The sequence below is a fragment of the Catonella sp. genome (assembly GCF_057250765.1).
On sequence record NZ_DBHIEC010000003.1, the window covers coordinates 139,781 to 152,959 of the forward strand.

The 13,179-nt window shown below is 35.8% G+C and carries 16 protein-coding genes; 2 read left to right on the plus strand and 14 right to left on the minus strand.

All coding sequences use genetic code 11. The features are described 5' to 3' along the window. Window positions 1–44 precede the first annotated feature (44 nt). From ACO6HM_RS02605 to ACO6HM_RS02625, 5 genes are all read right to left on the minus strand, one after another. Window positions 45–236, minus strand: coding sequence for a hypothetical protein (locus tag ACO6HM_RS02605; protein ID WP_485389630.1), 192 nt, complete (start codon window positions 234–236; stop codon window positions 45–47). Window positions 237–360: 124 nt separating this feature from the next. Next, window positions 361–1,188: a VanW family protein gene (locus ACO6HM_RS02610; protein WP_485389631.1), complete on the minus strand. Its 828-nt coding sequence runs from the start codon at window positions 1,186–1,188 to the stop codon at window positions 361–363. Between the two features lie 287 nt (window positions 1,189–1,475). Beyond that, entirely contained in the window at window positions 1,476–1,658 is a 183-nt protein-coding gene (locus ACO6HM_RS02615; protein ID WP_485389632.1) for a hypothetical protein, read from the minus strand. Between the two features lie 40 nt (window positions 1,659–1,698). Continuing rightward, window positions 1,699–2,337, minus strand: a complete 639-nt coding sequence (locus tag ACO6HM_RS02620; RefSeq protein WP_485389633.1) for a hypothetical protein — start codon at window positions 2,335–2,337, stop codon at window positions 1,699–1,701. A gap of 75 nt (window positions 2,338–2,412) precedes the next feature. After that, window positions 2,413–2,643 carry a hypothetical protein gene (locus ACO6HM_RS02625; RefSeq protein ID WP_485389634.1) on the minus strand — a complete coding sequence of 77 codons (231 nt, stop codon included), beginning with the start codon at window positions 2,641–2,643 and terminating at the stop codon, window positions 2,413–2,415. A 675-nt stretch (window positions 2,644–3,318) separates the two neighbouring features. Here ACO6HM_RS02625 and ACO6HM_RS02630 point away from each other — a divergent pair. Further along, window positions 3,319–3,825, plus strand: coding sequence for a hypothetical protein (locus ACO6HM_RS02630; RefSeq protein WP_485389635.1), 507 nt, complete (start codon window positions 3,319–3,321; stop codon window positions 3,823–3,825). On the opposite strand, the gene ACO6HM_RS02635 is transcribed toward ACO6HM_RS02630, so the two are convergent. The 6 genes from ACO6HM_RS02635 to ACO6HM_RS02660 form a co-directional block, all read right to left on the minus strand. Beyond that, complete coding sequence (locus tag ACO6HM_RS02635; protein ID WP_485389636.1) at window positions 3,730–4,344, minus strand: accessory gene regulator ArgB-like protein; 615 nt, start codon at window positions 4,342–4,344, stop codon at window positions 3,730–3,732. The genes ACO6HM_RS02630 and ACO6HM_RS02635 overlap by 96 nt on opposite strands. Window positions 4,345–4,346: 2 nt before the next feature. Continuing rightward, window positions 4,347–4,493, minus strand: coding sequence for a cyclic lactone autoinducer peptide (locus ACO6HM_RS02640; protein WP_485389637.1), 147 nt, complete (start codon window positions 4,491–4,493; stop codon window positions 4,347–4,349). A gap of 80 nt (window positions 4,494–4,573) precedes the next feature. Continuing rightward, complete coding sequence (lepB, locus tag ACO6HM_RS02645; protein WP_485389638.1) at window positions 4,574–5,086, minus strand: signal peptidase I; 513 nt, start codon at window positions 5,084–5,086, stop codon at window positions 4,574–4,576. A gap of 118 nt (window positions 5,087–5,204) precedes the next feature. Beyond that, entirely contained in the window at window positions 5,205–5,579 is a 375-nt protein-coding gene (locus ACO6HM_RS02650) for a hypothetical protein (protein WP_485389639.1), read from the minus strand. A gap of 252 nt (window positions 5,580–5,831) precedes the next feature. After that, the gene (locus ACO6HM_RS02655; RefSeq protein WP_485389640.1) at window positions 5,832–7,115 is read right to left on the minus strand and encodes a sensor histidine kinase; all 1,284 of its coding nucleotides are present in this window, start codon (window positions 7,113–7,115) and stop codon (window positions 5,832–5,834) included. Then, window positions 7,102–7,833 carry a LytR/AlgR family response regulator transcription factor gene (locus ACO6HM_RS02660; protein ID WP_485389641.1) on the minus strand — a complete coding sequence of 244 codons (732 nt, stop codon included), beginning with the start codon at window positions 7,831–7,833 and terminating at the stop codon, window positions 7,102–7,104. The genes ACO6HM_RS02655 and ACO6HM_RS02660 overlap by 14 nt, the downstream gene beginning before the upstream one ends. A gap of 298 nt (window positions 7,834–8,131) precedes the next feature. Between ACO6HM_RS02660 and ACO6HM_RS02665 the strand changes: the two genes are divergently transcribed. After that, window positions 8,132–9,502: an MATE family efflux transporter gene (locus tag ACO6HM_RS02665; RefSeq protein WP_485389642.1), complete on the plus strand. Its 1,371-nt coding sequence runs from the start codon at window positions 8,132–8,134 to the stop codon at window positions 9,500–9,502. Window positions 9,503–9,590: 88 nt separating this feature from the next. On the opposite strand, the gene pflA is transcribed toward ACO6HM_RS02665, so the two are convergent. The 3 genes from pflA to pflB form a co-directional block, all read right to left on the minus strand. Next, complete coding sequence (gene pflA, locus ACO6HM_RS02670) at window positions 9,591–10,421, minus strand: pyruvate formate-lyase-activating protein (protein WP_485389643.1); 831 nt, start codon at window positions 10,419–10,421, stop codon at window positions 9,591–9,593. Window positions 10,422–10,483: 62 nt separating this feature from the next. Beyond that, window positions 10,484–10,726, minus strand: a complete 243-nt coding sequence (grcA3, locus tag ACO6HM_RS02675) for an autonomous glycyl radical cofactor GrcA3 (protein WP_035039570.1) — start codon at window positions 10,724–10,726, stop codon at window positions 10,484–10,486. A gap of 135 nt (window positions 10,727–10,861) precedes the next feature. Then, window positions 10,862–12,949 carry a formate C-acetyltransferase gene (gene pflB / locus ACO6HM_RS02680; RefSeq protein ID WP_485389644.1) on the minus strand — a complete coding sequence of 696 codons (2,088 nt, stop codon included), beginning with the start codon at window positions 12,947–12,949 and terminating at the stop codon, window positions 10,862–10,864. Window positions 12,950–13,179 lie beyond the last annotated feature (230 nt).

The following is a 13,179-nucleotide window of genomic DNA, read 5'->3' on the forward strand; positions in this document are numbered from 1 at the left end:
GATTAGTATGCTTTAAATACTCACGAATATTTATATACGAAAACCTATCCTTTAGTTTTCTTATTCTTTGCCTTCATCATAAGATCCTTAATTTCATCCGAATCTGTTAATTGTCTAGCTGAAACCTTTCTTTCAGAAACAAAAGCATTGGCAGACTCCTCCAAAGCATTTGCAAAAGCCTCAACTTTATCTTTTCCTGTAATGACAAAATTTCTTGTAATACTCGAAGTTGCCATAACACAACACCTCGTTCTTATGTATTTACTACTAATCAAATACGATTTATAGCTATATTCTAATCTATTTCTCAGCATTATTCAATAAATTTTTTTAACACTAATATCTAAATATAGGGCTTAATTAAACTTCCCCTTCCTCCTTTTCCTCTTCAATCTCATACATCACCTTAGCATGATTTTCCTTCAACAAATCCTCAGATAAAAGCCTTCCTGTCTTTTTATCATTACACCTTCTATAAACCTTTCCAACCCTGTAAATGTCCTCTCCCTCACGCACAAACTTTTCATCCTTTATATACACGTGATAGCTCACAGGCAATTCCTTTTCAGAGCGAATCTCTCCACAGAGGTACTCTTTTGTTGTATACACAAGAATCTGAAAGGTCTGGTCTGTATCATTTCTAAATCTATAGTCTATATGATTGTAGAAAATAGAAGTTCCCGTCCCAAAAGGAACCTGCCTTCCAAAATCAGGGAAGAGGTCAAAGCCATCATGATGGTGGTGTTCAGTGATAGTAAGAGGTGTGTGAAGCACCATCCAGTGCAGTAGATTGGTAAATTGGCACATTCCACCGCCAACACCTTCCGAAACCTTGCCAAGAGAAATGGTCATCCCCTCTTTGTAGCCCTTTTTCGCAGTGCAATTGCCCACAAGTCTCCAGAATGAAAAGACCTCACCAGGCCTAATCAATATCCCCGAAACCTTAGGTGCCGCCAAGCCAAGATTCACCACCTTATTTTCCTGTAAATCCTGCCTTACACCTCCAAGTCTTCTTCTCATCAAGGACTTATGCTCGTAAAGTAGGACAGGAAGCTTCTCTGTCTTCTTGTCTTTCGCGAATTTGGTTAAATTCTTAAAATCCCTTATCCTTCTTTTGATTCTTTCTTTCCACAAGGAAATTTCATACGTAAATGGAGAAATTTCACAAAATAGTTTTCGTTTCTTCATTACCCACCCCACAGGATTTATTCTTATGATTATTATACAGGGTGGGAGATGGAAAGGCAAGGATTGAAAGGTGGATCAAACCTGCTCTGATTGTTCTCTTTGTGAAACTTATTGTAGCAAAATGCCTGTCCCTAAAATTGGACAGGCACACTCTCTGTTTCTATCTAATAGAATTACTTTTCCTTTCGTATATATTGCTCCTTGAATGCGCCAAAATTCTTCAGCCAATAAACCACAGTATTGTAGGCGTTTTCATAAAAGTTAGGATTTAACTTCACGGATTCAGATTACACTAAAACAGAATTCTTATCTATAATTTCTTCGATTTCAGGCACACTTTTTTCTGCTATTTCAGATATCTGCTCAAGTGTATAGCCTTTTTGATGCATCTTCATAATAAAGTCTATCAAATTCTTTGCTGTTACTTCTGCTGTTACCCTATCCACTATTCCCTGACTTAAGTTACACATAGTGTCCACTTCCTCATAAATCATTACTAATTAAAATTGGTTAAACTTGTGCCAAAATCTCATTATTTTTTTCGATTATCATTTTTATTTCTTCCACGCTCTTATCAGTGGCAATTGAAATCTGGTCTAATGAGAAATTATTACTGTACATCTTCATCACAACACTTTCAATCGTCTTTTCCGTAGCTTTTTCTTCAATTCCTAAGCTCAAGTTACACATAACATCCACATCCTTTCTAATTTCATCATTTATCGGAATATTATACTCTTTTTCAATTATTTCCAACTTTTCTTGTCCTTTAAGCTCTCCTGAAAGCAATGCACCAAGCAAACGGTGTAGCTCATATTCTTTCTTCTGTTCTGTCAAATCTTTTGCAAGACCAATTAATACGATATTAATCATATCCTGCTTCCCTTCCCACGTTCTAGAACCCAAAACTTTCCTATTGGCCAACTGATAATAATCCAAGCTGTTTTCAGGCATATTCATACAAATCCAAATGGTATAAACACACTTAATATCATCATAGTTAGTATTTACAAAGTCCCTCTCTTTCTGAGAAGATATCAACCTGCAGGCATAGAAAATCCCCCTGTTTAAGATATTATATCCTGATGGGGCATCTTTCTGTGCCTCAATATTTATTATAATCTGCGATACTCCATCTTTCAGTCTCACATAAAACACAATATCAAATCTTACCGTACCTTCATTTATATCTATACTTTCTGAATTAAGTCCTGCTAGTCTTTTTCAACCCTGCTTTATATTAGTAAGCCCGGGCTCTACAGGAACAGAACTGATACAAGGCTCTCCTTCAATGTACCCTTCTACATCTGCGGGATTCATATCCCTAAATTCTTCAACTGTACTTGTAAGAATATGTGCAAGTATGCTCTTATTTCCTAAAAGCCTTTTGGCATTCTCATCATACTGTGCCTTATCCCCTGCAGAATTAACTGCATTTTTTATTTCAGTATTCAATACTACTTCCCCCCTAACCCCTTCTTTCCATTATTATAAGCTAAATCCAGATAATAAGCAACTTGAAAAGCGAATAAGTTTCCTATGCACTTTGGACTGTAGTTCTTCAACGTAAATGCAACATGGTGTTGCACTTACTCTGACAGGTACCCCTGTTGCATTTACATTGAAAGATATCGTTGCAAGAAGTATTGCTGATTTCCTCGAGAAATCCCCTTCTACCATTTCAAGAGAAATACAAAAGCATTCACTTGTCAAAATACCTAATATCTGTGACTGCAATGATTATAATGGATGCAATGTTAAGCATGTATGCGGTTCCAAAGACTGTAATAAAAATGCCGCTCATGCCATCTTGCCAAAAAATACTGTGAACATTATAACAAAAAAAGCTGTGAACACTGGAACGGTTCCTCTATAAAGCTGTGCAACGGATGTACAAAAAGAGGATACTGCCGTCTGGAAAAACACTTCTACGATGCTAAAAAGGCTCATTTAGCTTACTGTGACACCCTTGTACAATCACGAAATGGTTTTGACCTTACTCTTTATGACATAACAAGGATAAACAGTATAGTCTCGCCACGCATAAAAAAAGGACAGTCACTTTACCATATAGCCAAGAGCAATGTAAGTGAACTTAATATTAGCGAGTCTACTTTAAGAAGGCTTGTTATGGCAGGGGAAATGGATGTAGGAATAATAGACCTTCCACAGGCTGTTAAGCGAAGAAAAAGAAAGGTTAGAACAGCACCAAAACTAAAAAGTGTTAGAAAAATCGGACACCTATACTCTGATTTTAGAAAGTATATTTCTGAAAACGATGTCCCTGTAGTACAGATGGACTGCGTTGAAGGTAAAAAAGAAGATTCTCAGGTTTTGCTCACACTTTACTTCACACAGTTTCATATGCAGCTTGCATTCAAACTTAAAGAGCATACTGCAAAATGTGTTAAGGAGCTTTTTGACAGCCTCGAAAGAAAGCTTGGAAAAGAACTTTTAAACAGTTATGTGAGGAAGTCTTTGTTTGGCAAAAGCCCATATGAGATAGCCATAACCACACTGCCTAAGGAGTTTTTTACAAAACTAAAGCTTAAAATAAATTCTTTTATCAAATTTTATATATATCAGACATCTATAATAAATTGGAGGGGGGGGTACCAAAAGCATCATTGCACTTAATATAACTGCTGAGGTTACCGCAAATGCCAATGTTATTTGATTGGAATACATAAATATCATGTTAATTACAGCTACAACCATCAATATCCATCTTAACCTTCTTTTATATACCAAGGTCTCAATATCGTCCAAAGGCTTATTTCTATGTCCTATTGGTGCATATAGTAAAAGTATAGTATTCGAAATTACCATCAACAGAACACTTGAATATACATTCCATACAGATAATTTTATACTACCAAGTGCTATTGTCACAGCAATCACTGATATTAAATAGCATCTTAAAGGGCTGTTAGAGTGATAACCTCCTGAATATGATCTAATAAGCATCAAGTAAACAACAAATACTAAGCTCTCTGGAAGCATTCCCATACATAAGCCCATTATAATCGTTGTAAATAAATTCAGTAAAATTCTAAAAAGCTGAGTCAGACCATACACGTATACGTCTTTGCTAAAAGCTATGGGCTCTCCACCCTTAATGATATTTGTCATGATTTTCTCGGATAAAGTTTCCATAGCTAAAACCTGCGAAGTTTTTTGACATTTTCAGGCATCTTAGACTGATGAAATACAAAAACGCAAGAAGTATTTGCGCTCACAAATGCAAAAAACAATGCACTCATACAAACTGCCTTGTTCATAATTTTAGTCATTTTATTTCTCATACAATATTATCTCCTATTCTATTCTGTGAATTCATCATAAACACTCCAACATATTTTAAAAATACAAATAAAAACAACGTCTAATATGTTAGGTTTGAAAAATTAAAAACTACTTTACCTATAATATCTTCTTTCTTTACATAAGGATAACCCCAAAATCTGGAATCATAAGAGATATTTCTGTTATCTCCGAGTACAAAAAATTCATTATCAGGAACAGAAAACTCCCCGCTAAACATCCGCGTATCTCCATCATCATATATGTATTTTTCCTTAATAATTTTATTGTTAATATAAAGCTGATTATTTAATATATGAATCTCGTCACCAGGTAAACCTATAAGCCTTTTCACATATTTCTCGTCATAAGCAGCTTCATTAGGATTAAATATACGATGATTAAAAACAATTATATCACCATAGACTAATTCCTCTAAATTTATGCGTGTTACCAGTAAAATATCTCCTTTTTTTAGTGTATTATCCATAGATGAAGTAGATACCGTAACTACGAAGACAAATCTAGAGATTGTAAAACATATTATTATACTTAAAAGTAACGGAAGCATCCAATTGCAAATAAACTTCTTCATAACAGCCTCCATTTCTTTCCAAGTAAATTGTGTAAAATTATGCTGTTGCACTAATGTAACAATATACAGTATTTTCCTTAATGCAACAGCACTAAGTACCATTCCAAATTAGAAGCTATTAATATTTATTACCTTGGCTTGTAGGTGTTACAACTGTACCATCCGGATTAACCATTTTGATAAACTTAAACTCGTTCAATTTTCCCAGGTACCTATATCTTCCAAACCATCCATCGCGTCTTAAAAATTTAACCGGTCCAACGTAATAGGCTTTTGCACCATCTAGTAGTTTGACTACTTCTTCAACAATAACTACCTCTCCCTGATATGTGTCATATGACCTTATCACGTCATTTCTAGTTGCTGACGGAGTAATTTCTTCTAACTTAAACTTATTAGGAATTTCAGCGCCAGCTGCAAAAACTCCTTGCATTGATAATAAGGTTATGGCAAGTGAGAAAGCTAATGTTTTTAGAATTATGTTTCTTTTCATACTTAGGTTTCCTTTCTGATATGATTTTACTGCAATTCTTTAATAATTCTTACTACACCATTGGAATCACCTCCTAGTATTCACTATTTATTAAGCTGTTTTCATTATACACTATTAAAAAGCTCTATGCCCAAAATGTAACGAAATGTAGGTTTAAATGTAATAACTTATATTTTGAAAATACATTAACACAAAAAAATACTCCAACATCACCATTTATATCGATGTTAGAGCATTATACATTTGGTAACCTCAACAATATAAAATCACCATTACTTCAAACCTGTTATCTACAAGTTTCATATCTATCATTCCATTATATTTTTCAACAGTTCTTTCAACATTTAGCAGACCTATTCCATGTTTATGTTTATCTTTTTTTGTTGAAATAAAATACTTACTGTTTTTTATCTGTTCTACATGCTTATATGAATTCACTAACCGGATAATAAGTCTTCCGGATTTGTACTGCATATCAATACTCAGATATTTATTCTCTTTTGTTTCTTTTACCGCTCTTACCGAATTGTCAAGCAGATTACCAAGTATCGTAGTTAAATCAAAATCTGAAACTTCCAGCTTATCAGGAATATTTGCATTCACTAAAAATTCAATATCGCTCTCTACAAGTCCTAAAAGTTTATAATTTACAATGCTGTCAACTACAATATTTCCTGAATTTACCAGTTTTTTTCTGCCTTCCATTTCTTTTAACAGTTCCCTAACATAACCTTCATATTCATCTTTTTCTTCATTATCATAAAGAGTTTTAAGCACAAATATATGATTCTTCATGTCATGCTTAAGTCTCTCTACATTATTCATATTCTCTTTTACTAAATCAAACTGTTTCACGTAATATTCATTTTGCTGTTCAATTATAGCCTTTCTATTATTTTCTCGCATTATATTTAATGTACTGCTATATAAAAAGTAATTTGCAATATTCACCAGTGCTATGAGAGTTACTGCTAAAATAACCTCTATTTTATTATCAAGAGTAGAAATATTCAAAAATAAAATCAATAATACTAACGTAACTATAGGCACACTCACAATCCCTATCCATGAGGAAAAAGGAATATCAGTCTCTTCTCTTTTTGTCATCATATAACCGTCTAAGATTATAACCACTAAATATGTACATAATCTTACACTTATAATCATATACATTGACTTCAAATCAGTTTTTTCAAAAATATTTAATCCAAGATAGTTTGCTGATATTATAAATGGAACTTCAACCAATATTTGAATCAGGTATGTGTAAACAACCGCCATTACCCTCTTTTTTATACTTATTCTGTAATTAAGGCTAATAAGAAAATACATTAAAAGGTTAAATGACAGTAGAACAAGAGGTATATTTATATACATAAAATTCATACAGCTTAATAAATAATAAACAAAGTAAATTCCTATTAAAGCTTTTTTACTCTTTATCTTCTCAACACCACAAAATAACCCCATAAGTTTATATACTGTATAAACTCCCAAGACATTAATTATTACAAATATAATATTAATTAAGCTCATCTTCCATCCTCTTTTTTTCTATCCTAATCTGTATTTCCTTTATCTCTCTACGCCTGGGCTGGCTTATAGGAATTCTGTCTCCGTTAAAAGTAATAATTTTATCTGGTTTGAATTGTTTAATCTGCTCATAATTTACTATATACGAGCGGTGAGGCTGTATAAAAAACTCAGGCAGTTGTTTTTTTACTTCTTCCATTTTCCCATAAAAGCTATAGGTTTCTTTTACACAGATTATTTTAATTTCTCTCTTGTAGCTTTCAAAGTACAATATTTCCGAATAAGGAACCTTTATAGTACTCTTAAAGCTTGCAAACTTGAAGATTTTATTTTCTCTATTTGAAATTTTAAGTGCCAGAAGAACAGCTTTGATAACCTTTTCCTTCTCAATAGGTTTACTTATAAATGTCATGGGCTGAACATCAAAGAGCTGTCTATCATAGCTATTTTTGCCGGATATGTATACTATCTTAGTATTATAATCTTCGATTTCATCCCTTATGACATGCCCCACCTCCACACCATTAATCTCTCCAAGCTCAATATCTAAAAATATAAGATCATATCGTATATTATCTTTTAATTCTTCTATTAGAGCTATTCCATTATTAAATACATCAATATGTAATTCTCCATTTTTTAGTTTATCACTGCTTAAAATAACACTCTTTATGTCATCACATACTGCTTTAACATCATCACAGATGGCAATTCTAAACATTATATCCCCCCAATAATCGCTATTTATTCAGGCTATTTGTCTCTTATCACTTAGTATTACAGAATTTAATGTTAAAATTATGTCATTTTCTAAAATTATCTATACATAAATCTCATAATTATTAGCTTTTATTATTCAATTTCGCAGTGTAAATGGAGGATTAATTGCCTTTGACTTTATCGCAAGTCTGTAATAGAATTAAAGGATATGAATATTGTTAATATTCAATGATTAGTGGTGATAGTGTCAGAAGTATTTGGCACTCATATCAATACATATTTGATTCTAAGGAGATATCATGGCGGAAAAAACAGCTAGAATTTCTTATCGTATGGACATGACAGAAGGTCCGCTTACTACCAAAATAATTAAATTTACTATCCCTGTAATGCTATCCGGTATACTTCAGCTACTGTTTAATACTGCTGATGTTATAGTTGTAGGAAGATTTACAGGAAAGACTGCTCTTGCCGCTGTAGGCTCTACAGGCTCACTCATCAATCTCCTAGTCAGCCTTTTTATGGGACTATCCATAGGTACCAATGTCCTTGTCGCAAGGTACCAGGGAGCAAAAGATGATAAGTCTGTTTCTGAAACCGTACATACCTCTGTCGCACTTGGCATTATTGGCGGTTTCATCCTGCTTGTGATAGGCATTATAGCTACCCGTCCCCTGCTTGAAATGATGTCTACCCCGGAAGATGTTATAGACCAATCCACTCTTTATATGAGAATATTATTCCTTGGCATGCCACTTAATCTCATACTTAACTTTGGTGCTGCCATTCTTAGGGCTATCGGAGATACAAAGCGTCCTCTATACTATCTGACTATAGCAGGTGTGATAAATGTGATTCTAAATATTCTTCTTGTCACTGTATTTAGCTTGGGTGTAGCCGGTGTTGCTATTGCAACAGTTATCTCTGAGGGAGTTTCCTGTGGGCTCATACTTCTTTGCCTGAAGCACGAAACAGGAGCAATCAGGCTCCACCTAAATAAGATTAAGATTACTACCGAGAAATGTATTGATATTATGAAAATAGGGCTTCCTGCCGGACTTCAGGGCTGTATCTTTTCAATATCAAATGTACTTATACAGTCCTCAGTCAACTCATTCGGCTCAACTGTCATGGCTGGAAATACAGCGGCCAGCAACATAGAGGGCTTTGTATATGTAGCAATGAACTCCTTACATCAAACCTGCATAAGCTTCACCAGTCAAAATTTCGGTGCCGGGAAATTTAAGCGTATAAAAATGGTGCTTATCAACTGCCTGATTATTGTTACGATAACCGGTCTTGTACTTGGCAATTCTGCTTATTTCTTTGGTAAGTTTCTGCTCTCTGCTTACAACAATGAAACTGAGGTGATAAGCTATGGGCTTATAAGACTGTCCATTATATCTACAATGTATTTCTTATGCGGACTGATGGATGTAATGGTTGGTGCGATGCGTGGTATAGGATATTCCATCCTACCTATGATAGTTTCACTGGTAGGTGCATGTGGACTAAGGATAGTATGGATATATACTGTATTTGTGAAGTTTAGGACACTTGACATACTATTTATATCATATCCGGTGACTTGGACAATTACATTTTTAAGTCATTTAGTCTGCTACTACATAGTTACAAGGAAATATAAGGATAAGTTTAGAGAAGGCTAAATTATAAGCTGCTTACCTTACAAGAATTCTAAAGCATACTATTGATTTTTTAAAATATGCTAATAAAGAAAAAAATGATGACTGTGGATTAGTCCCTGCCATCATTTTTTCTCTTTTCCTGCATGGAATGAAGTATGATATTCTTTGCGGCCGCTGCCTCTTCTTTGGACAAACTTGGTACTCCTTCAAGTGGATATGTCATTCCAAGCTCTTTATATTTATTTACTCCCATTGTGTGATAAGGAAGTACTTCTAGTCCGACTACATTGTTAAGCCCCGCCATGATTTCACCCACTCCTCGAAGCTCCTTTTTATTAAATGTAATTCCGGGAACTACTACATGCCTGATTGAAATAGGGATTTTGTGTTCTTCAAGCGCCTTGGCAAAGGCTAGAACAGGCTCAATGGAATTGGCTGTAAGCTCCTTATGTCCCTCCGGATCGGAGTGTTTTATATCTAAAAGTACAAGATCAGTCACCTTAAAAAGTTCAGAAAAATCAGCCAATCTCTTTTCATAACTCTTGTAAGCGCCGCTGCTTAGATATTCTTCCTCTGTCTTTCCATTATTAGCAGGCTTAAGAGGATAATATATTCCCGAAGTATCCAGACAGGTATGTATCCCTTCCGACTTAGCCCTCTTAAACAAAGCAGTTACAAACTTAAGCTGTCCAAGCGGTTCACCACCTGTACAGGTTATACCGCCCTTTCTGTAGAATTCTCTCTTAGAATAATATCCTGCAAATATCTCATCAAGAGTCATTTCCTTACCACCTGCAAAGTCCCAGGTATCCGGATTGTGGCAGTATTTACAGCGCATTGGACATCCCTGCAAAAATATCACATACCTTGTTCCCGGACCATCAACAGTACCAAAGGTCTCTATAGAATGTACTCTTCCTTTAATCTCTTCATTTCCCATAGCTGCCTCCAAAAAAGGCTGTCACACCAAAGCTACTTTAATGCGACAGCCACCCAAACTTCTTATACTCCTTCGTGGAAGGTTCTTGAAATAACCTCATCCTGCTGTTCCTTTGTAAGCTTTACAAAGTTTACTGCATAGCCTGACACACGAACGGTAAGCTGTGGGTATTTCTCAGGATGTGCCTGAGCATCAAGCAGGGTGTCCTTAGTAAATACATTTACATTGAGGTGGTGTCCACCTTTTTCTGCATAACCATCAATAAGGTTTACAAGGTTATCAATCTGAGCTTCACTAACTGACATAGTATTCTCCTTTCATTTTGTCTGCTTCACAGACTGTTATTACCCTAAATACTTCACAAATATCTGTAAAGTTCAGGTTGGTTAATTAACTGTTCTTTTATCATCAACAGGTATCCGTATACCTGAAAGACTGCTTTACTCTCCCTCAGGGATAATGACATTTGGCTCATCGCAGGCACAAGCAAATTTATTGTCAAATTCAATTGAATCGCCAAAGAATATCTTGTCTCCCTTGCCGAGTGCATCAGGAATAATTGAGAAAGTATTTGAAATACCATCCTGTGCATCCTTAAATGGAAGCTTACTAACTGAGCTAAGACTTGCCATAGCACCGTGGGTATCACGTCTGTGCATTGGGTTAGCTCCAGGTGCAAACGCTTCACCTTTCTTACGGCCGTCAGGTGTTGAGCCGGTTGCGCGTCCATAAACTACATTTGAAGTGATTGTAAGTATTGATGTTGTAGGTACGCTATCACGATAGGTATGATTTCTCTTGATGTAGCCCATAAAAATGTCAACTACATCATAGGCAATATTATCTACTCTGTCATCATCATTACCATACTTAGGGAAGTCACCCTCTACCTCGTAATCAACTGCAAGCCCTGCCTCATTGCGGATGACCTTAACCTTAGCATATTTGATAGCTGAAAGTGAATCCGCAACAACTGAAAGTCCTGCAATACCGGTTGCAAACCATCTATGTACGTTCTTGTCGTGAAGAGCCATCTGGATTCTCTCATAGCAATATTTATCGTGCATATAGTGGATGATATTGAGTGAGTTGACATATACTCCTGCAAGCCATTCCATCATGTCATTAAACTTCTCCCAAACCTCATCAAACTCAAGGTAATCACCTGTAATAGGACGGAATTTAGGTCCAACCTGCTTGCCGCTAACCTCATCTGCTCCTCCGTTTATAGCGTAGAGGAGACACTTTGCAAGGTTTGCTCTAGCTCCGAAGAACTGCATTTCCTTACCAAGTCTCATAGAAGATACGCAACAAGCTATGGCATAGTCATCTCCGTGAGTTACCCTCATCAAATCATCATTCTCGTACTGAATGGATGAAGACTGGATTGAGGTCTTAGCACAGAATCTCTTGAAGTTCTCAGGAAGTTTAACTGACCAAAGTACCGTGAGGTTTGGCTCAGGTGAGGTTCCAAGGTTTGAGAGGGTATGAAGATATCTAAAACTCATCTTTGTAACCATGGTTCTTCCATCTATACCCATACCTGCAATTGACTCTGTTACCCAAGTAGGATCTCCTGAGAAGATTTCATTGTAATCAGGAGTTCTTGCAAATTTAACACAGCGAAGTTTCATTACGAAGTGGTCAATAAATTCCTGAATCTCTTCTTCTGTATATTTTCCTGCCTTAAGGTCTCTTTCTGCATAGACATCAAGGAAGGTTGAGGTACGTCCAAGACTCATCGCCGCACCGTTTTGCTCTTTAACTGCCGCAAGATAAGCAAAGTACAGCCACTGTACAGCTTCTTTGGTATCGTGAGCAGGTCCTGATATATCAAAGCCGTAGATTTTGCCAAGCTCCTTAAGTTCATTAAGAGCCTTAATCTGCTCTGAAAGCTCCTCACGAAGTCTTGTGATATTGGAGTACATTGTAGTTCTTGTTGTCTCTTTTTCTTTCTTCTTCTCTTCGATAAGTCTGTCTACACCGTAAAGAGCAACTCTTCTGTAATCTCCTATTATACGGCCTCTTCCATATGCGTCAGGAAGGCCTGTGATAATGTGGCTGCTTCGGCAGGCTCTCATTTCAGCTGTATACGCATCAAACACGCCGTCATTATGTGTCTTTCTATATTTGGAATAAAACTCCACTATCTGAGGATCAACTTCGTATCCGTTACTCTCACAGGCTTTCATAGCCATTTTGAGACCGCCGTTTACCTGAAGGGAACGCTTGAAAGGTACATCTGTCTGGAAACCAACTATAGTTTCTTTCTCCTTATCAAGGTATGCCGGTCCGTGTGAGGTGATTGTAGATACTATCTTGGTATCCATGTCAAGCACTCCGCCTTTAGCTCGCTCTTTCAATGTAAGATCCATTACCTGATCCCACAATTCCTCGGTTCTTTTTGTAGGTCCTGCAAGGAAGGTATCGTCTCCCTCATATGGGGTATAGTTTCTCTGAATGAAATCACGAACATTGATCTCTTTTTCCCAAATCCCCGGTGTAAAGCCGCTCCATTCTTCTCTCATCATTAACCTCTTTCACTTAGTATATAAGTTTTGTTAAGTGTTGTTTTTTCTTCTTGACTTAAATATAGATTACGTACAATCTAAAGTCAACTAATTTTGATAATGTTTATCTTTTAATACATAAAAAGCCCTGAAATACGCATATATTGTACTTTTAAGAGTACAATATATGACTTTTAGCACTTCATATTTAAGAATATATTTCACAGTGGTATGATAATCAAAACTTA

What these genes read in the sequence shown, in the direction of transcription:
- ACO6HM_RS02640 (WP_485389637.1), bottom strand. Translation starts at nt 4,493, where the DNA reads ATGAGAAATAAAATGACTAAAATTATGAACAAGGCAGTTTGTATGAGT.
- ACO6HM_RS02660 (WP_485389641.1), bottom strand. Translation starts at nt 7,833, where the DNA reads ATGTTTAGAATTGCCATCTGTGATGATGTTAAAGCAGTATGTGATGAC.
- lepB (WP_485389638.1), bottom strand. Translation starts at nt 5,086, where the DNA reads ATGAAGAAGTTTATTTGCAATTGGATGCTTCCGTTACTTTTAAGTATA.
- ACO6HM_RS02630 (WP_485389635.1), top strand. Translation starts at nt 3,319, where the DNA reads ATGGCAGGGGAAATGGATGTAGGAATAATAGACCTTCCACAGGCTGTT.
- pflA (WP_485389643.1), bottom strand. Translation starts at nt 10,421, where the DNA reads ATGGGAAATGAAGAGATTAAAGGAAGAGTACATTCTATAGAGACCTTT.
- ACO6HM_RS02655 (WP_485389640.1), bottom strand. Translation starts at nt 7,115, where the DNA reads ATGAGCTTAATTAATATTATATTTGTAATAATTAATGTCTTGGGAGTT.
- ACO6HM_RS02610 (WP_485389631.1), bottom strand. Translation starts at nt 1,188, where the DNA reads ATGAAGAAACGAAAACTATTTTGTGAAATTTCTCCATTTACGTATGAA.
- pflB (WP_485389644.1), bottom strand. Translation starts at nt 12,949, where the DNA reads ATGAGAGAAGAATGGAGCGGCTTTACACCGGGGATTTGGGAAAAAGAG.
- ACO6HM_RS02635 (WP_485389636.1), bottom strand. Translation starts at nt 4,344, where the DNA reads ATGGAAACTTTATCCGAGAAAATCATGACAAATATCATTAAGGGTGGA.
- ACO6HM_RS02615 (WP_485389632.1), bottom strand. Translation starts at nt 1,658, where the DNA reads ATGTGTAACTTAAGTCAGGGAATAGTGGATAGGGTAACAGCAGAAGTA.
- grcA3 (WP_035039570.1), bottom strand. Translation starts at nt 10,726, where the DNA reads ATGTCAGTTAGTGAAGCTCAGATTGATAACCTTGTAAACCTTATTGAT.
- ACO6HM_RS02665 (WP_485389642.1), top strand. Translation starts at nt 8,132, where the DNA reads ATGGCGGAAAAAACAGCTAGAATTTCTTATCGTATGGACATGACAGAA.
- ACO6HM_RS02650 (WP_485389639.1), bottom strand. Translation starts at nt 5,579, where the DNA reads ATGAAAAGAAACATAATTCTAAAAACATTAGCTTTCTCACTTGCCATA.
- ACO6HM_RS02605 (WP_485389630.1), bottom strand. Translation starts at nt 236, where the DNA reads ATGGCAACTTCGAGTATTACAAGAAATTTTGTCATTACAGGAAAAGAT.